Raw genomic sequence first — 17,346 nt, forward strand, 5'->3', positions numbered from 1 at the left:
GGTAACACGTTGGCAACCTCACACGTGTGCAGTGCCTCTCACCTGCATGGACGTCGATTGAGACGCTCCGGTCCTCTACCATTTTTCGAGTGGATCGGATGAGCAGTTTGGACGCCAGCTTCTACTTCATCGAGGACGAGAACGTGCCGATGCACGTGGGTTCCGTCCTGGTTTTCGACGGCCCGGTGCCGTCTTACGGGGACGTGATCCGTCTCTTCGTGTCGCGGCTGGACCAGGTCCCCCGCTACCGGCAGAAGGTGAAGGCGCTGCCGTTCCACGTCGGCCGTCCGGTCTGGGTCGACGACGACCACTTCAACATCCTCTACCACGTGCGCCACACCGCGGTGCCGTCGCCGGGCGGGGAGGACCAGCTGCGCAACCTCGCGGGCCGGATCTTCGCTCAGAAGCTCGACGACAAGAAGCCGCTGTGGGAGGCCTGGCTGGTCGAAGGCCTGGAGGGTGGTCGCTGGGCGATCATCTCCAAGGTCCACCACTGCATGATCGACGGAGTGTCCGGTTCGGACATGCTGCAGCTCATCCTGGACTTCAAGAAGGAGAGCGCGCTGCCGGAGCCGAAGGAGTGGAAGCCGGCGCCGCAGCCGTCGACCCTCGACCTGGTCGTCGACGGCGTGCGTGACGCCATCGTGACGCCGGTGCAGCACCTGTCCGCGTTGCCCGCCGTCGCGCGGAACATGCGGTCCCTCAACGAGATCGTGGACTTCGGCAAGACGGTTCTCGGTTCGCTTCCCGGTACCGCACGTCGTTTGGTCACGCGCGCCGCGACCTCGCTCAACGGTCCTATTGGGCCGCACCGCCGTTGGGTGTGGGCGCGCGCGAACCTGGCTGAGATCAAACAGATTCGCAAGGCTGCCGGCGGCACGGTGAACGACGTCATCCTCACCGCGATCACGCGTGGTTTCCGGGATCTGCTGGAGAAGCGCGGCGAGCTGACCGAGGGCATGGTCGTGCGGACCATGGTGCCCGTGTCGATGCGCAAGTCCGACCAGCACAACGAGTTGAACAACCGCGTCAGCGCTGTGCTGGTGAACCTGCCGGTCGGCGAGGCGGACCCGGTGAAGCGTCTCGCGTCGATCCGCGCGCAGATGGACGACCTGAAGAGCTCCCGCCAGGCCGCCGGTGCGGACGTCATCACGAACCTGTCGAACTTCGCCGCGCCGACGCTGATGGCGCTGGGCTCGCGGACCGCGATGCGGTTCCCGCAGCAGATCCTGCAGACCGTCACCACGAACGTGCCCGGCCCGCGCATCCCGCTCTACATGCTCGGCCGCCCGCTGGTGGAGATGTTCCCGTACGTGCCGGTCGCGTCCACGATCCGGATCACCGTCGGCATCTTCTCCTACCTGGACAGGTTCACCTTCGGCATCAACGCCGACTTCGACGGCGTGCCGGACGTCCAGCTGCTCGCCGACGGCATCCGGGCGGGCTTCGACGAGATGGTCGCGCTGGCCGCGGAGGCGGAGGAGAAAGCGGCCGCGAAGGCCGAGAGCGTCAAGGAAGCGGCGGCTGTCGCCGAGAAGGCAGCGGTGAAGCCTGCCGCCAAGCCCGCTGCCCCGAAGCCCGCCGCCGCCAAGCCCGCCCCCAAGCCGCGTGCCGTCCGCGCGACGTCCAAGGCGGCGACGAACGGTGTGAAGCCGGAGACCAAGGCCTGAGACACGAACTGACGGTCCAGGCAGGCGCGCACGACCTGCAGCTGACCGTAGTAGGACTCGACGCACGGCTGGGCGCCCTCGGTTTGGCGCTCGGTCAGGTCGACGACGTCCGCATCGAGCTGGAGGACGTGCGATGGTCGCGCTGGCGTGCTCGCCGCGCGACCGTCGTGTGCCGGGACGTGCACGTGAACCCGCCCGCGGTGCTGGTGTCGTCTCCCGTGGAGTTCCGCGTCGAGGTGAACTTTTCGGACATTCCGGAGTTACAACCGGTCAGTTGGTTCCCGCTGACCGTCCAGTTGGTCGGCACAGAGCTGCACGTGCGGCTGCACAAGTGGCTGCCGGCCCGCGTGTTCGCCGTCCCGGAGCTGCCGCGCGGCATCCAGCTGACCGGCGTCGAGCAGCTCGACGACCACTTCGTGCTGACCGGAGCCGCCCCCGTCCTGCGGGAGCGGCTCACGCTCGGTCAGCTCGCGGAGGTGCTCAAGCGGTTGGCGTCCATCCAGTCCAAGACCCGCCCGGACACGACCTCGGGGATCTCCATCTGGGGCACGTGACCGACGCCCGCGTACTCGTCGTAACGCCAGTGCGGGTGCCTGCGGGCGACGTACCGGGCCGCGGCGACGTTGACCAGCCGGTCCCGGTCGCCGCTCATCAGGAACACCGGCACGCGCAGCTTGGCCATCGCCGCGAAGTAGGCGCCGCGCTTGGACGTCGTGAAGACGGTGCTGCGCGCCGCCGCCAGGAACGCCGCGTCCAGGCCCTGGACCTTCGCGCGCTCGCCGATCAGGTGCTCAGAGGCCTGCTTGAGCTCCTCGGGGATGCCCGACGGGTCCGCGCAGACCATGTCCAGCAGGCGTTCGACCTGCTTGCGCGGTGACACGGTCTTCGCCCTGGCGAGGAACCGCTCCCCCAGCCCCGGCACCGAGTACATGAAGAACGTGCCGATCATCGTCGGGTCCGGCCGCGTCCCGAACACCATCGGCAGCGCGGGATCCACCAGCACCAGGCCCCTGACCAGGTCGGGGTTGTAGGCGGTGTGGAACAGGGAGATCATCCCGCCCATCGAGTTGCCGACCAGGATCACCGGTTCGCCGACGACCTCCTTGACGAACCGGCCGAGCAGCGCCGCGTTGGCCTGGACCGTGGTCTGGCGGCCCTCCGGGTTGGTCAGACCGTGCCCGGCCAGGTCGACGGCCACCACGCGCGCCTTCTGCGCGAGCAACGGCGCCAGCAACGCCCAGTTCAGGTGCGAGCCGCCGAGCCCGTGCACCAGGACCATCCGGGGACCGTCTTCCGGTCCGCCGAAGTCGACCCAGTGCACGGGCCCGTCGAGGTCCGCGTAGTGGCTGGTGCCGCCGAAGTTCGCCACAGTCGTCATACCAACCAGTATGTCGGTTGGGACTACTGATCGGTAGCACCCGTCGGTGGCATCACTTCAGAGGCGACTTCCAGCGCGGGGCCGGCTCGCACTTGTTGTTCGCGTTCTGCACCAAGTCGATGTCCCTGTGGTCGGGAAGCGTTTCTTTGACTCCCGGCATGGTCCAGCACTTCTCGGACTCGCCCGCGGTGCCGAGCAGGTTCCCGGCAGCGTCGAGAACCCGCAGCTCGGAGGTGCCGTTCCCCTCGGAGCCGTCCCAGGTCGACGGGTAGGGGATGCGCACGACGAACGTGCCGTTGGCGATCTTGGCCTCCGCCGTCCTGCCGTCCGACGCGCGGTACGTGACGCTGGCGACGGACGAGTCGACGCGACCCGCGAGAATGCGGTAACCGCCAACACCTGCCAGCGCCGGTCGGAACGGATGCGTGTCGCCGCCGGGACGGCTGCCGCCCGCATCGAGACTGAAGTGTCCCGCCAACCAGTCGACGTAGACCTCCTGGGGACCGCTCGTGTCGTACTCCTCGCCGCCGCGGCCGATGTCGCACGACACCCAGGCCTTGTCGGTGTAGAGAAACGCCCATCGACCGGTTTCGTCGCGGCCGTGCTGGTACAGCGTCAGCTTGTCCGTCACCTTCGCTTCCTTGGCGCAGCCCTGTTCGATCGCCTCGACCTGCTCAGGTGCGAGGCCGAACGTCTCCCTCACCGGCGCCGGTGACGTGGTGATGTGAACGGCCGGCGTGTGCTCCGTCGCCCCTGGCCTGAACACCACCACTCCCACGGCCACCACGGCGACCACGGCGGCGGCCGCGAGGATGGGCACGGTGAACCGCGAGGACCCGCGGCGCCCGGACACCTGCCGTTCGAGTTCGGCGCGGATCTGCGTGTGACGGCCGGGAGGCAGGTCGCGAGTGGGTGGAAGCATGCTGGTCATCGGTCCTCCCCGGTGTGCACGAGTTCGCGGTGCTGCTGGAGCTTCGACTTGGCCTTGCTGACCCGCGCCCGCACGCTGCCCTCGGTGATGCCGAGCGCCGCCGCCGCATCCGCGTACGACACCTCGGACCACACGCACAGCGCGAGCGCCTCACGTTCGTTGCGCGGCAGCTTCGCCACGGCCTTGAGCAGCTGCTTCATCTGCCGCTGGTCGTCAAGCCGCTCCACCACCTGGTCAGCGTGGTCGGGCACCGGCCGCTCCTCGCCGACCCGCCGCACGTTCTTGAGCCGCCGCATCAGCGACCGCTGGTCGTTGCGCACCACGTTCGCCGCCACCGTGAGCAGCCACGGCAACGCCGACTCGCGTTCCAGCCGCACCTCGGCACGCTTGCGCCAGGCCAGCAGGAACGTGGCCTGCAGGTGGTCCTCGGCCTCAGCCCACGAGGCGGTCAACCTGAAGCAGTGGTTGTAGACCGCCTTCGCGTGCCGGTCGAACAGCACCCCGAAGGCATGCGCACTGCCCCCAGCGGCCTGCGACCACAACGCTCGGTCGTCAGGGTCTTCGGTCGTCATACCTGTTCGTGTCCGCCCGCCCCAGATGTGTTGGCACTCGCGTTGGGGCCAGTTTCACGCACCTCGCACCAACGTCCCGGAGCGTGGCACATCTGGGGTGGCCCGTTAGATCTCCAGGTAGTCCAGGTTCGGGCCGCCGTTCGCGGTGGTCGCGGCGGCCCTGACGGTGTTCTCGCCGGCTTCGAGGTTCAGCGTCACGGTCACCGACTGCCAGGTCGTCCACGCGCCGGTGCCCGCGAACGACTGCTCGTCCACGGCCAGCTGGCCGTTGACCGAGATGTCGAGCGGCCGGTTCACCGCCGTGCCGTTGGCGAACCGCAGCGTCACCTGCTTCGGCCCGGCAGCGGCGCTGGAGACCTTGAACTCGACCGCGGACCCCGCGACGTTGTCGTAGTTGACGAAGCCGGTGCCGGAGAACCCGGCGTGATTCGACTCCACGACCCCTTGCGACACAACGCCGTTCTCGGCCTCGAACCGCGTCTCCGGGGTGGGCTCGCCGCCGCCGGCGCCGGGGTAGGCGGAGCCGAGCCACGCCTCGTCGATCCGCAGCTGTGCCTTGCCCTGCGTAGACGTCTTCTCCACGCGGATGTGGCGGGCGGTGGTGTTCGCCGGCAGGTCGATGAACTGCACACCGCGGTGGTTCGCCAGCGATCCGGACTTCACGTTCGTCCAACTGGAACCGTCGTTGGACGTGTAGACGTTGTAGTTCTTGATGCGCGCGGAACCTGATGACGGATACGTCGTCGAGTCCTCGCGCTGGTTCAGCGCCACGTACGAGACCTTCTTCGCCGAGCCCAGGTCGAAGCGCAGCGACACGGTGCCCGCACCCGTTGCGTCCCAATAGGTCTGGTAGTTGCCGTCGGCCGCGTGAGAGGCCGGGTGGCCTGAACCCGAGGCCGACGCGCTCATCGTGTAAGTCGAGGCCGGGATGATCCCTTCGCGCCCGGCGGTCTCGACCTTGAACACGGTGTCGTACTGGTCCCAGTTCGACACGCCCGCCAGCGTCAGCGTGCCGCCGGTTTGCGACCACGACACCGCCGCGCCCGTGCGCAGGTTCGTGACGCGGCTGACCTTGTACCCGTTGTCCCGCAACTTCAACGTGCTGCCGGACGGCTTGTTGATGACGTGGACGTAGTGCTGGTTCGGGTTGGTCTTGGACACGGTCGTGACGCCGTGCGCGCCGTCGTTCCAGAACCCCGGCTTGAGCCCGCCGTTGAGGTAGCCGCCGCCATAGGTGCCGCCGATCGACTCCCAGATGTCGCGCAGATACCCGTCGGTGAAGTTGTTGAAGGAAGCCTGGTTCGACGGGAACTTGCCGTTGACCATCGCGGTCTCGGCCATCAGCGCCTTGACGTCGCTGCCGGCGTTGGTGATCAGCCGCCCCAGCGTGAGCTTGTAGTCGACCGCCGAGTTGCTGCCGGAGTACCACCACGCGCCGCTGCTCGGCAGCTTGAAGCACGCCTCGATCAACCGCGGCGCCGCCGTGTAGACCGCCTGCGGATAGTCGTAGTTCGGCGTCATGCCGGTCTTCTGCTCGTTGCTGATCGTGTCCATGATCGCCGTGTCCTCGTTGTTGTTGCTGAGGACCATGTCCGGACGATCACGCCGGATCCGCTCGTACAGGCCGTTCTGCTCCCAGTAGGCGTTGTCGTTGTCGATCCAGAACCCGGCGAGCTTCGGGTAGCGCTGCATGACCTCGACGAAGTTGTCGTAGCTGAACTGCCCGAAACCGGGCCGCTCCTGCAGGTTGACCGTCTTGCCCTTGTACTTCGAGTACCCGGCCGAGTCGAGCCACTCGTGGCCGCCCTCGTTGTGCCACTGCGGGTCGTCGGTCATGTAGTTGATGACCTTCAACCCCTCGGCCGATGCCGCGTCGATCAGCTCGCCGAGAAAGTCCCGCTTGGTCGAACAGCTCCCGGGAATCGCCGATGGCCACGCCCGCGCGTACCCGAGCCTGCTGTGGAACGACGCCAGCACCAGGTACTGCGCGTGCAGCTTCTTCGCCTCGTCGACCCAGTACTTCGCGGTCCAGCCACCGTTGGTGACGGCGGCCTCCCAAGCGCCGCAACTGGTGTAGCCCGGACTCGTCCGCATCCCCCAGTGCAGGAACAACCCCGAGGTGGACGCCCGCAGCCAGTCCTGCCGCGGATGCAGCACCTCGGCACGCGCCGGAGAGCTCACGCCGACAACGAGCAGAGCGGCGGTCATCAACACGCCGAGACGACGCAACGTTTTGCGCACGAGCCAGCCTCCTGGTGGACGCTCCCCGCGGCGGTAGGAAGACGTGCTCGGTGTTACCGCGCACTGGTCTACGCCACCTGGCCGCGCGAGTTCAAGAGGTCCTCGGAGGTATGACGCGTTTACATGCCGAACCGAATCGATAAAGGCTCCAAACGAGCCGATGTCTACCGCTCGTCCCGCTTGAAGAGCCGACCGATCCCAGTCACGAGGCAGATCGCCAGAGCCCAGCCGAGCACTGTGAAGGCCAGCGCCCACCACCTGGTCGCGCCCTGCGGTACCCAGAGCTCACTGTGATGCAGGCTCACCACCGGCACGAGAAGATCGAACGTGTACAGCCACGAGTGGTACCACTCCATCTGGACGCCGTTTCTCGCCGCGTCGAACGCGTCCACCCTGCTGAAAGCGATTCCGCCCGCGATCTGCAGGAGCCCGAGCCACACGAGCACCCGGAAGGGCCGGTAGCCGTACCCGACGGTCGGCTTCAGGACCCACCAGCACATCCGGAACAGCGGACCGGGGAACCCCTTCCACGCCAGGCGCCGCGCTTCTTCCTTCTCCACCAGCACGGTGGTCGCCTGGTCGTGGTGACCCGCGCGGGCGTAGGTGGTGGCGAGCTGCAGGTAGACCTGCGGAAGGTAAGCACGGCCCTTCAACCACTTCAGGCGCTTCGACATCTTCACCGACGTGTCGTGCAACGCCCCGTACACGAAGTCGTCGAGCTGGGTGTCGTCACCGGGTGGCAGGTCTCCCTCACGGTCGTCGAACGACCCCGTCGTGACCTGACGCAGGTCGACCGAGCCCTCCGGCGGCTCGGCGAAGTTCAGCCGCAACGTCCCGCGGATCTGGGTTCCCTTGAGCTTCAACGCCGTCTCACCCCCGAGCGCGGCGCCGTCGAAGGTGACCTCGGTACCGATCCGGGCGCTGCACATCCGCACGCCACCGCCGACCGCGGCCCTGTCGAACTTCATGGCGTGCCCGACTCGGACGCGATCGAACCGCACAGCCTCGGAACTGCTCTCGAACCAGGCGTCGCGGAAGTCGACCTTGCCGTCGATCGACGCGCCCGCGAAGTCAACCCTGCCGCTGGCAAAGAACTCACGGCGCAACAACACGTTCCGGTCCACCTTGATGCCGCGGGCGACCAACGCGTCCCGCTCCTTGTTCTCGAATCGCCCACCCGTGCAGTTGAGGTTGCCGCCGACATGAGCATCACTCAGCACGACCTGACCCTGCGCGCGGAACCGCTCGCCGTCGCGCACACCAAGGCTGATATCGCTGTGCACCTTCAGCCCCAGGGCCTCGATCGCCGTGTCGAACCTGTTCTGGAAGTGACCACCCTGCGCTCGGAAAGCACCGCCGATCTTCGCGTTCGACAGGCTGAGCTTGCCGTGCACGAGAGTTCCCGCGCGCATCACCAGGTTCATCACGGTCGACGCCAGAGTGAGGTCGATCGCCCTGCCACCGGGGTTGCGGAACTGGCCTCCGGTGAAGTCGAGCCATCCGCCGATCTGGCATCCGACCAGGCTCAGCTCACCGTCCACACTGCATCCCCGGGAGAACTCGGCCTCCTGCCGCACCGTCATGTTGGGCGCTTGCAGGGCCATGCCGCGAAGGTTGAAGAAGCGGGCACCGTGGCAGATCAGCCGCCCCGCGATCTCGGCGCCGCTCAGGTCGACCTCACCCTCGACGGAGAAACCGTGCCGCCAGAAGACGTGCTCCCGCACGACGAGGCGGCTCAACTCCAACGTCTTCTCGGTCCCGGCGTTCCGGAAGACCGCGCCGTCGCAGATGAACTCACCGCCGATGTGAGCGCCGATCATCCTCGTCGGTCCGGTGATCCGGAACTTCCCTGAGAAGTAGACGTCCTGCTCCACCCTCAGCCCGTCGGCCTCCAGCGCGCCCTCGGCCGAACCGGCGATCACGCAGTCCTCCATGTCCAACTGTCCTGCGACGTGCGCGCCGGTGAGCTGCACGCACCCGTTCACGTGGCAGTTGTGCAAAGCCAAGCCGTCGTGCAGCCGGACCTGCGAGGCGCACAGGCCGGGCAGCTGGCAGTCCGTGAAGTAGAGGCCGGCCAACGTGGCCTGCTCGATGTTCGGTGCGTGGTCGAACACGCATCCTTCGAACTCCACCGGGAAGCCGACCTCGCCCGCCTCGAGATCGAGCTGTCCGATCACCGTCACATCGCACAGGGTCAGCACACGCGGCCGGCAACCGTTCTGGCGCAGCAGTTGCTCCGAGAGGAACCCGGCGCCGATCTCCCGGCCCGCGCCGGCGAACCTGACCCGCCCCATCTTCTCGATCGCGTTGAACAGGTCCATCTCAGCTGGCGTCATGTCGCGCGCGCTCCCAAAGCCGCGACCGCGGGTGATGGACGCGATCTGATGTGTGGGGTACGTCCGAGAGGATCAGTCGGTCGTTAGCTGACGGACGAACGTTCACCTGTTCGGCCGTGCTGTCTCACCACGTGAACGCGCTTGGTTGAGGGAACCGCGGGTGTCAGCATCGGGGTGTGTCCCAGGCATCCGTGCTCAGCACGCGCCGTCATGTCGACCTTCGTCGGCAGGCGAGCGCGATCTGTGCGGTGCCCGCCTTCGCCTGACCGGAGATCAGACGAGCCCCTGCGAGAAGGGGAGGGACGCATGAGCCGCACCGCCGCCACCGTGCTCAGGTCCGTGCTGGAGCACGGGCCCGTTGCGCGCAGCACCATCGCGCGACTGACCGGGTTGAGCGCCGCCACCGTGACGAAGCAGTATGCCGAGCTTGCTGAGCGCGGGCTGGTGCGTGAGGTCGTCACGCGTATTCCGCGGGTCACGATCGGGCGGCCGCACGTGCCGGTGGACATCGACGTGGATCGGCATGTGGTGTGTGGGGTGCACATTGCTTATGGGCACACGACTTTGGCGCTGGTGGACCTGCGGGGGCGGGTGCTCGCGGAAGAGCGTGAGCCGCATGATCGGCCCACGGCCGGCGATGCGCTCACCAGGATCGCCGAGCGGGTGCCTGCGTTTCTGGCCAGGCACGAGCGGGTGCCGATCGGGGTCGGGGTCGCTACCGGTGGGCGGGTGGACGACGGGGTGATCGTGGAGCACAGCCAGCTCGGGTGGAAGGACGCGCGGGCTGAGGAGTTTCTGACTAATGCGCTCGACACGGCGGTTCGGGTCGAGTCGCACTCGAGGGCTCTCGCGCGGGCCGAGCAGCTTTTCGGGCATGACCCCAGAGCCCGCACCAGCCTGGTGCACCTGTTCGTGGGCAACGTGGTCGATGCCGCCATCGTCACGGGCGGCGCGGTGCACAGCGGGCCGGGTGGCGCGGCGGGTGAGATTGCGCATCTGCGGCTGCGCAACGACGACACGCCTTGTCCTTGTGGACGCCGCGGGTGCCTCGAGGCCGCGACGTCGAACCGGACGCTCGCCGAGCGGGCCGCGCGGGACGGGATCATCGCGGAACCGTTGCTGGACCTGCTGATCGAGGCCGGGCAGCGGGGTGATCCGCGGGCGGTCGAGTTGTTCCGGCGACGGTCCCGGCTCGTCGGGCAGGCCGCGCAACTGCTGCTCGACGTGATCAACCCGGACGTGCTCGTGGTCGTGGAGGCCGGTGCGATGCTGATTCCCGGATGCTGGGAGGAATTGACAAAGGAAATAGAAGAGCGAATCGGTGATGTGAATCCGACGAGTTTCGGCAGCGACGTGCTCAGTGTCGCCGCCGGAAGTGTGGTGCTCAGTGAGATCTACGGTGGTCCGACTTATTTTTCCTGAGCGGAAAATAGACAGTCCAGGGCGCTGAACTGCACGCTTGTCACATGACCTCAGTTCAGGAAAAGACCATCACGGTCAAGCCGGTGGCCGGGCACATCGGTGCGGAAATCTCTGGCATCGACATTTCTCGGCCACTCGGGGCGGCCGAGCTGGAAACGGTTCAAGACGCGCTCCACGCGCACAAGGTGATTTTCTTCCGAGACCAGGATCTTGACCACGGGAGCCAGATCGCGTTCGGCCGTCAGTTCGGGGAGCTGACCTACGCCCACCCGCACGACGACGCCCCGCCCACCGGGTTCCCGGAGATCTTCACCATCGACCCGCGCCGGTACGAGGAGCGCTACGGCAAGGACTTCCAGAAGCAGACCCGCCGGTACAGCTACTTCTCGGGCTGGCACACCGACGTCACGGCCGCGGTGAACCCGCCGGCCGCGTCGATCCTGCGCGCCGAGGTCGTGCCGGAGATCGGTGGCGACACGACGTGGACCAACCTCGTCGCCGCGTACAACGGACTCTCCGAACCAGTGAAGTCCTTTGTGGATGGCCTGCGGGCCGAGCACCGGTACGGCGGCGCGGTGAAGGTCGAGGACGGCACGTACGCCAAGCGCGTCAACGACAACCTGCTGGTCGCCGAGCACCCCGTCGTCCGCGTGCACCCGATCACCGGCGAGAAGGCGCTGTTCGTCAACCCGGGCTTCACCAGCCACATCACCGGTGTGTCGGCGAACGAGAGCAAGGCGATCCTGGACCTCCTCTACAGCGAGCTGACCAGGCCCGAGTACACGGTGCGGTTCCGCTGGGAGCCGGGCAGCGTCGCGTTCTGGGACAACCGCGCCACCGCCCACCTCGCGCCGCGCGACCTGGACCACCTCGACGTCCAGCGCACCCTGCACCGCGTCACGCTCATCGGCGACACCCCGGTCGGACCGGACGGGCGCGAGTCCACGCTGCTCGCGGGCCGGCCGTTCACCGCCGACCACGCCGTGGTGGTGGACTGATGCTGACCAGGCGTTCCCTGTTGCTCGGCCTCGCGGCTCTCGGTGCCGCGGGGTGCTCCACGGGCAGCCTCACCACCCAGCAGGTCGTCGGTGACCTGCCGACGACGGCGCCGCCGCCGGACACCAAGCTGGCGATCTCCATCCGCACCACGCTCAAGCAGCTCGAAGCCTCGGGTGAGCTGCCGAAACTGCCGTTCCAGGTCTCGGACTGGCCCAACATCAGCGCGGGCCCGGACGTGATCCAGGCGTTCCGGGCGCGGTCCGTCGACCTCGCGTCCAACGCCGGCATCCCGCCGATCCAGGCCCGCGCCACCAAGTTCGACGCACGGATCGTGGCCGTCGGCGAACGCGACAAGCCCCTCTACACCTACGCCACCGCACCCGGCTCCAGCATCAGGAAGCTCAGCGACTTCAAGGGCAAGAAGATCGCGTTCTCGCAGGGTCAGGCGCAGGGCGTGGTCGTGCTCAGAACCCTCAAGGAGCTGAACCTCAAAACGACCGACGTCGAGCTGATCCCGTTGACCAGCAACCAGTTCCTCACGGCGGTGCAGGCCAAGCAGGTCGACGTCGCGGTGCTGGCCGAGCCGCAGCTCACCAAGTACCTGGGCCAGTACCCGGACGCGACCGCGATCCAGATGAACTCCATCGACCTGCTCACGGTCCTGTGGGCGCCGGTGGAGGTGCTCAACGAACCGGCGAAGCTCGCCGCCATCAAGGCGTTCATCCCGTTCTGGGCCCGCGGCACCGTGTGGACCTACGAGAACCCGGACAAGTGGGTCGACCACTACTACGTGAAGGACCAGAACGTCTCCAAGGCCGACGGCGACCGGATCGTGCAGTCGACACCGCCGCTGACCTTCCCCACGAACTGGGACCGCGCGATCAAGTGGGAGCAGGAAACGGCAGACCTGCTGGCGGAAGGCGGTTTCGTGCCCAAGTTCGACGTCACCGAGCTGTTCGACCGCCGGTTCGAGAAGGTCGCCGCCGAGGCCGTCGACGCGAAGTATCGGAGCCGGACATGACCCAGGTGCTCGAACGGCCCGTAGCCGCCACGCCCACGACACCACTGCGGCGCAAGCGTTTGGGGCTCGGCAAGCCCATCCCGTACGGCAGAACGCTCGGCCCGGCGCTGGTCATCGCGATCTGGAGCGTCGCGTCGGCCACCGGCGTGCTCGACCCGCGCATCCTGTCCGCGCCGTGGACGATCGTCCGAACAGGAATCGAGCTCACCGGCACCGGCAAGCTGCCCGAGAGCATCCTCACCTCGTTGCAACGGGCCGCGCTCGGCTTCCTGTTCGGTGCCACCACCGGCACGGTGCTCGCGATCGCCTCGGGGCTGAGCCGGACCGGCGAGGCGTTGATCGACGGCACGGTCCAGGTCAAGCGCGCGATCCCGTCGCTCGGCCTGATCCCGCTGCTGATCCTCTGGCTCGGCATCGGCGAGGAGTTCAAGATCGTCGTGATCGCGGTGACCGTCGCGACGATCATGTACCTGCAGACCTACGCGGCGCTGACCGGCATCGACAGCCGGTACGTCGAACTCGCGGAAGCCGTTGGCCTCAAACGCACCCAGTACGTGCGCAAGGTCGTGTTCCCCGGCGCGCTGCCCGGTTTCTTCCTCGGACTACGGCTCGCGGTCACGGCGTCGTGGCTGTCGCTGGTGGTGCTGGAGCAGATCAACGCGACCAGCGGCATCGGCTACCTGATGTTCCAGGCGCAGAACTACGGCCAGACCGACGTGATCGTGGTCGGCCTCGTCGTCTACGGCCTGTTCGGGTTCGTGTCGGACGCGCTGCTGCGGATCATCGAACGGAGGGCGCTGGCATGGCGACGCACGCTGTCCGGGTGAGCAATCTGACCCGCACCTTCCAGAGCCGCAACGTCCTCAAAGGACTCGACCTCACCATCGCGCCCGGCGAGTTCGTGGCCCTGCTGGGGCGCAGTGGATCCGGCAAGTCGACGCTGCTCAAGGCGATCGCCGGGCTCGACCACGACGTCACCGGCAGCGGCGACCTCGCAGTCCCGCAGGAGGTCGCGGTGGCGTTCCAGGACTCCCGGCTGCTGCCGTGGCTGCGGGTGCTGGACAACGTCGAACTGGGCGTGAAGCCGGGAAGAGGCCGGTCAGCGCTGGAAGAAGTGGGGCTCAAGGGTCGCGAACGCGCGTGGCCGGCGGAACTCTCCGGCGGTGAGCAGCAACGGGTCGCACTGGCCCGATGCCTGGTCCGCGAGCCGAAAGTGCTGCTGGCCGACGAACCGTTCGGCGCGCTGGACGCGTTGACCCGCATCAAGATGCACGACCTGCTGCGCGAGCTGTGCGCCAAGCACCGGCCCGCCGTCCTGCTGGTCACGCACGACGTCGACGAGGCCATCGAACTGGCCGACCGCGTGGTCGTCCTGCAGGAAGGCCGCATCGGACTCGACCTCCCGGCGCACGACGCCGACCGCACCCACCTGTTGTCCGCACTCGGCATCGGAGTCGCCGCATGACGCTGCACCTGAACCTCTTCATCCACGACACCGGCCACCACGAGGCGTCGTGGCGGCTGCCCGAGTCGGAACCCCTGGCGCACATCGACATCGCCTACCACCAACGGATCGCGCGCATCGCCGAGGAAGCCAGGTTCGACTCGGTCTTCCTCGCCGACTCCCCCGTGCTGTGGGGAAACCCGAGCCGCCGCCCGTCCGGCAAGATCGAACCGACCGTCCTGCTCACCGCGATCGCCGCCGTCACCACGAGAATCGGCCTGATCGCGACGGCCTCCACCACCTACAACGAGCCGTTCAACCTGGCCCGCCGGTTCAGCTCGCTCGACCACGTGAGCGGTGGCCGCGCGGGCTGGAACATCGTCACGACCGCGGGCGACGACGCGGCCCAGAACTTCGGTCTCGACGCCCAGCCCGCCCACCTCACCCGCTACGACCGGGCGGCGGAGTTCGTCGAGGTGTCGAAGAAGCTCTGGGACTCCTGGGACGACGACGCGATCATCGCGGACAAGGCCCGAGGCGTGCACGCCCTGGACGACCGCGTGCACACCATCGACCACGTCGGCCCGCACTTCCGGGTCAAGGGGCCGTTGAACGTGCCGCGCTCACCCCAGGGCTACCCGCTGCTGGTCCAGGCGGGTTCCTCGGAGGACGGAAGGGACTTCGCGGCCAGGCACGCGGAAGCCGTGTTCACCGCACAGCAGACGCTCGACGACGCGATCGCCTTCTACCAGGACGTGAAGCGCCGCGCCGTCGAGTTCGGCCGTGATCCGGACGAGGTCAAGATCCTGCCCGGCCTGGTGCCCGTGATCGGCTCCACGCCGGAGGAAGCGCGGGAGCTCGACGCCGAACTGGAACGGCTGATCGTGCCGGAGCACGCGGTCAAGCAGCTCGCGGCCCTGCTCAAGGTCGACCACCTGGAACTGGACGAGGAGCTGCCGGCCGACCTGCCGGAGGAAGCCGCGATCGAGGGCGCGAAGTCGCGGTACACGCTGATCGTGGAGCTGGGCCGGCGCGAACGGCTGACCGTGCGGCAGCTCATCGGCAGGCTCGGTGGCGGGCGCGGGCACAAGACGTTCGCCGGCACCGCGATCCAGGTCGCCGACACGATCGAGGAGTGGCACCGGGCAGGCGCCGCGGACGGGTTCAACATCATGCCCGCGGTGCTCCCGTCGGGCCTGGAACGGTTCGCGGACGAGGTGCTGCCGATCCTGCGGGCCCGCGGTCTGTTCCGCACCGAGTACACCGGCCGGACGCTGCGCGAGCACTACGGCCTGCCGCGCCCGGCCAACCAGTTCGCAGCGGCGCTATCCGTGTGACGGATGCCCGTAGAGCCCCGCGCCGCCGATCTCCAGCGTCGTCAGGAACGTGGTCGAGGCGAGGTAGGACGCCTCGACCAGTTCCGCGGTGTGTGAGAAGTCCAGCGGCGTCACGGCCTGCACCGGCGGCCCCGGCAGGTACAGCACGGGCGCGTGCTGCGAGGCGAGCTCGACCTCCAGCACCGCCTGGTTGCGCATGCCCAAGGTCGCCCAGAACAGCAGGGTCTCGGCGAGCGTCTCCGGCACCGTCGGCAGGTGGCCGGGGAACGCGCAGTCCAGCACCACCAACGACTTCGCGCCCATCGCCAGCGCCTGCCGGATCGGCACGTTCGCCAGCACACCGCCGTCGTAGAGGACCCGCTCACCGATGCGCACCGGCGGGTACACACCGGGAATCGCCGCGCTGGCCATGATCGCCGGGAGCAGCTCGCCCTCGGTGATGTTGACGGCCTCACCGGTCACGCAGTCCACCGACACCGCGCCGAACGGCAGCGTCAGCTCCTCGAACAACGTGCTCCCGTCGAGCCCGTCGGCCAGCACGGAGGCCAGGCCGGTGTTCGGGAACAGGTAGGTCTTGTTGGTGCGCAACGACCTCAGCTGCGCGATGGGACCACCGGGGAACACCCGCTGACGGGTCATCCCCTCCCACATCACCGCGAGACGTTCCGCGGCCTTCTCCGGGTCCAGCGCCAGCAGCGAGCCGTTCACCGAGCCCACGGACGTGCCGACGACCAGGTCGGGCTTGATGCCGTGTTCGTGCAGCGCGCGCAGCATGCCGACCTGCGAGGCGCCGAGGCTGCCGCCGCCGCCGAGCACGAAGGCGACGGGTCCGGGGAGTTCGATCGTCACGTCGGATGATCCTAAGGCGAGACGTGGAAGAGCACCGGAATCGCCGTTTCCTGGTGCGTGCGGGACCCGTGGAACCCGCTCATGCCGGTCCACATGGGCTCCGCCTGGCTGCGCACGATCACCGCGGAGTCCTTCATCGCGACCACGACGTCCCCGATGCGGTCCAGTGCCAGCGGGCTGATCGGGCCGAACCACCCGGCGTCCACCGCGTCCGCACGCGCCAGCACGTCCGCGCGGTCGCCGAGGTACTCGCGCCACACGTCCAGGACCTCGTCGCTCGCGGTGTGCAGATAACGCACCCGAGGTTCTCCCGCGATCACCCGGACTCCCTGCCACAGCAGGGGTTCGGTGTCGAAGTCGATCCGCTCGCCCGCGGTGATCATGCCGTGGTCCGCGGTGACGACCAGCATCGAGTCCGACGGCATGCGCGCGGCGATCCTGGACGCCAGCTCGTCGATGAACTCCAGCTGCAGCAACCACTCCTCGGAACCCGGCCCGTAGAGGTGCCCGATGGTGTCGAGGTCGGCGTGGTAGGCGTAGCAGAACGAGCGGTCCTCCCGGATCGCCGCGAGAGCGCCGAGGGCGAGGTCGCCGAACCCGGCCGCGCCGCGGAACCACGAGCCGCGCAGCACGGCCCTGGTGAGGCCGCTGCCCCGGTGGAACAGCGGGGCGACCGCGCTGACCGCGACACCGGCCGCCGACGCGCGTTCGAACAGGGTCGGGTGCGGCTGCACGACCTCGGGCACGAGCGTCTTGCGCAGGTCGTGGTGACGGTCGTCGGCCCGCGACCAGGTCAGCGAGTTGAGCACCTCGTCCCCGACCGCGAACGTGTAGCCGACGATCCCGTGCTCACCCGAGAGCAGCCCGGTCCCGATCGAGGCGAGGCTCGTCGCGGTCGACGACGGGAAACCGACGGAGACCTCCCGGCCGGCCAGCGACGACAGGAACGGGGCGTGACCGGCGTGCTCGCGCAGCAGTTCGTGGCCCAGCCCGTCGACGAGCAGCAGCACGACACGCCGGGCGACCGGCAGGTTCAGCGTGTTGTCGGCACCCGGCACGTCCAGGCCGGACAGCAAAGACGGGACGACCTCGGCGATGGTCACGAGGACACCGTGCCACGTCGAATCGGGCAGCGGGCAGAATGGC

16 protein-coding genes are annotated in these 17,346 nt (G+C 68.1%); 9 read left to right on the top strand and 7 right to left on the bottom strand.

Features of this window, described 5'->3' with window-relative positions:
• Positions 1-98: 98 nt before the first annotated feature.
• Positions 99-1,670 (top strand): WS/DGAT/MGAT family O-acyltransferase, encoded by a 1,572-nt coding sequence (locus ACWGE0_RS15425; RefSeq protein ID WP_452261536.1) that lies wholly within the window; start codon positions 99-101, stop codon positions 1,668-1,670.
• An 83-nt stretch (positions 1,671-1,753) separates the two neighbouring features.
• Positions 1,754-2,224: a hypothetical protein gene (locus ACWGE0_RS15430; protein WP_452261537.1), complete on the top strand. Its 471-nt coding sequence runs from the start codon at positions 1,754-1,756 to the stop codon at positions 2,222-2,224.
• Here ACWGE0_RS15430 and ACWGE0_RS15435 read toward each other — a convergent pair.
• The 5 genes from ACWGE0_RS15435 to ACWGE0_RS15455 all read right to left on the bottom strand — a co-directional run bounded on the left by ACWGE0_RS15435 (position 2,134) and on the right by ACWGE0_RS15455 (position 9,128).
• Positions 2,134-3,048, bottom strand: a complete 915-nt coding sequence (locus ACWGE0_RS15435) for an alpha/beta fold hydrolase (protein ID WP_452261538.1) — start codon at positions 3,046-3,048, stop codon at positions 2,134-2,136. The two genes, ACWGE0_RS15430 and ACWGE0_RS15435, sit on opposite strands and share 91 nt — an antisense overlap.
• A gap of 52 nt (positions 3,049-3,100) precedes the next feature.
• Complete coding sequence (locus tag ACWGE0_RS15440) at positions 3,101-3,979, bottom strand: hypothetical protein (protein WP_452261539.1); 879 nt, start codon at positions 3,977-3,979, stop codon at positions 3,101-3,103.
• A complete protein-coding gene (locus ACWGE0_RS15445) occupies positions 3,976-4,551 on the bottom strand; it encodes an RNA polymerase sigma factor (protein ID WP_452261540.1) in 576 nt (191 codons plus the stop codon). Before ACWGE0_RS15445 ends, ACWGE0_RS15440 begins: the two co-directional genes overlap by 4 nt.
• A 105-nt stretch (positions 4,552-4,656) precedes the next feature.
• On the bottom strand, positions 4,657-6,792 hold the full coding sequence (locus tag ACWGE0_RS15450) for a discoidin domain-containing protein (RefSeq protein WP_452261541.1): 2,136 nt from the start codon (positions 6,790-6,792) through the stop codon (positions 4,657-4,659).
• A gap of 164 nt (positions 6,793-6,956) precedes the next feature.
• The gene (locus ACWGE0_RS15455) at positions 6,957-9,128 is read right to left on the bottom strand and encodes a hypothetical protein (protein ID WP_452261542.1); all 2,172 of its coding nucleotides are present in this window, start codon (positions 9,126-9,128) and stop codon (positions 6,957-6,959) included.
• 191 nt (positions 9,129-9,319) lie between these two features.
• Between ACWGE0_RS15455 and ACWGE0_RS15460 the strand changes: the two genes are divergently transcribed.
• Genes ACWGE0_RS15460 through ACWGE0_RS15490 form a run of 7 tightly spaced genes read left to right on the top strand, consistent with a single transcriptional unit; the run spans position 9,320 to position 15,351 of the window.
• Positions 9,320-9,394, top strand: a complete 75-nt coding sequence (locus ACWGE0_RS15460; protein WP_452261666.1) for a putative leader peptide — start codon at positions 9,320-9,322, stop codon at positions 9,392-9,394.
• Positions 9,395-9,434: 40 nt separating this feature from the next.
• Positions 9,435-10,550, top strand: a complete 1,116-nt coding sequence (locus ACWGE0_RS15465) for an ROK family protein (protein WP_452261543.1) — start codon at positions 9,435-9,437, stop codon at positions 10,548-10,550.
• A 44-nt stretch (positions 10,551-10,594) separates the two neighbouring features.
• Positions 10,595-11,548 (top strand): TauD/TfdA dioxygenase family protein, encoded by a 954-nt coding sequence (locus ACWGE0_RS15470; protein ID WP_452261544.1) that lies wholly within the window; start codon positions 10,595-10,597, stop codon positions 11,546-11,548.
• Positions 11,548-12,570 carry an ABC transporter substrate-binding protein gene (locus tag ACWGE0_RS15475; RefSeq protein WP_452261545.1) on the top strand — a complete coding sequence of 341 codons (1,023 nt, stop codon included), beginning with the start codon at positions 11,548-11,550 and terminating at the stop codon, positions 12,568-12,570. The genes ACWGE0_RS15470 and ACWGE0_RS15475 overlap by 1 nt, the downstream gene beginning before the upstream one ends.
• On the top strand, positions 12,567-13,397 hold the full coding sequence (locus ACWGE0_RS15480; protein ID WP_452261546.1) for an ABC transporter permease: 831 nt from the start codon (positions 12,567-12,569) through the stop codon (positions 13,395-13,397). Before ACWGE0_RS15475 ends, ACWGE0_RS15480 begins: the two co-directional genes overlap by 4 nt.
• Entirely contained in the window at positions 13,373-14,035 is a 663-nt protein-coding gene (locus ACWGE0_RS15485; RefSeq protein ID WP_452261547.1) for an ABC transporter ATP-binding protein, read from the top strand. The genes ACWGE0_RS15480 and ACWGE0_RS15485 overlap by 25 nt, the downstream gene beginning before the upstream one ends.
• Positions 14,032-15,351, top strand: coding sequence for an LLM class flavin-dependent oxidoreductase (locus tag ACWGE0_RS15490; RefSeq protein WP_452261548.1), 1,320 nt, complete (start codon positions 14,032-14,034; stop codon positions 15,349-15,351). The genes ACWGE0_RS15485 and ACWGE0_RS15490 overlap by 4 nt, the downstream gene beginning before the upstream one ends.
• Here the strand turns inward: ACWGE0_RS15490 and ACWGE0_RS15495 are convergent.
• Entirely contained in the window at positions 15,340-16,200 is an 861-nt protein-coding gene (locus ACWGE0_RS15495) for a patatin-like phospholipase family protein (RefSeq protein ID WP_452261549.1), read from the bottom strand. The two genes, ACWGE0_RS15490 and ACWGE0_RS15495, sit on opposite strands and share 12 nt — an antisense overlap.
• An 11-nt stretch (positions 16,201-16,211) precedes the next feature.
• Positions 16,212-17,303, bottom strand: a complete 1,092-nt coding sequence (locus ACWGE0_RS15500) for an alkaline phosphatase family protein (RefSeq protein ID WP_452261550.1) — start codon at positions 17,301-17,303, stop codon at positions 16,212-16,214.
• Between the last annotated feature and the right edge of the window lie 43 nt (positions 17,304-17,346).

The sequence above is a fragment of the Lentzea sp. NPDC054927 genome, assembly GCF_053610285.1.

What these genes read in the sequence shown, in the direction of transcription:
- ACWGE0_RS15465 (WP_452261543.1), top strand. Translation starts at nt 9,435, where the DNA reads ATGAGCCGCACCGCCGCCACCGTGCTCAGGTCCGTGCTGGAGCACGGG.
- ACWGE0_RS15485 (WP_452261547.1), top strand. Translation starts at nt 13,373, where the DNA reads ATGGCGACGCACGCTGTCCGGGTGAGCAATCTGACCCGCACCTTCCAG.
- ACWGE0_RS15425 (WP_452261536.1), top strand. Translation starts at nt 99, where the DNA reads ATGAGCAGTTTGGACGCCAGCTTCTACTTCATCGAGGACGAGAACGTG.
- ACWGE0_RS15455 (WP_452261542.1), bottom strand. Translation starts at nt 9,128, where the DNA reads ATGACGCCAGCTGAGATGGACCTGTTCAACGCGATCGAGAAGATGGGG.
- ACWGE0_RS15475 (WP_452261545.1), top strand. Translation starts at nt 11,548, where the DNA reads ATGCTGACCAGGCGTTCCCTGTTGCTCGGCCTCGCGGCTCTCGGTGCC.
- ACWGE0_RS15435 (WP_452261538.1), bottom strand. Translation starts at nt 3,048, where the DNA reads ATGACGACTGTGGCGAACTTCGGCGGCACCAGCCACTACGCGGACCTC.
- ACWGE0_RS15445 (WP_452261540.1), bottom strand. Translation starts at nt 4,551, where the DNA reads ATGACGACCGAAGACCCTGACGACCGAGCGTTGTGGTCGCAGGCCGCT.
- ACWGE0_RS15470 (WP_452261544.1), top strand. Translation starts at nt 10,595, where the DNA reads ATGACCTCAGTTCAGGAAAAGACCATCACGGTCAAGCCGGTGGCCGGG.
- ACWGE0_RS15440 (WP_452261539.1), bottom strand. Translation starts at nt 3,979, where the DNA reads ATGACCAGCATGCTTCCACCCACTCGCGACCTGCCTCCCGGCCGTCAC.
- ACWGE0_RS15480 (WP_452261546.1), top strand. Translation starts at nt 12,567, where the DNA reads ATGACCCAGGTGCTCGAACGGCCCGTAGCCGCCACGCCCACGACACCA.
- ACWGE0_RS15490 (WP_452261548.1), top strand. Translation starts at nt 14,032, where the DNA reads ATGACGCTGCACCTGAACCTCTTCATCCACGACACCGGCCACCACGAG.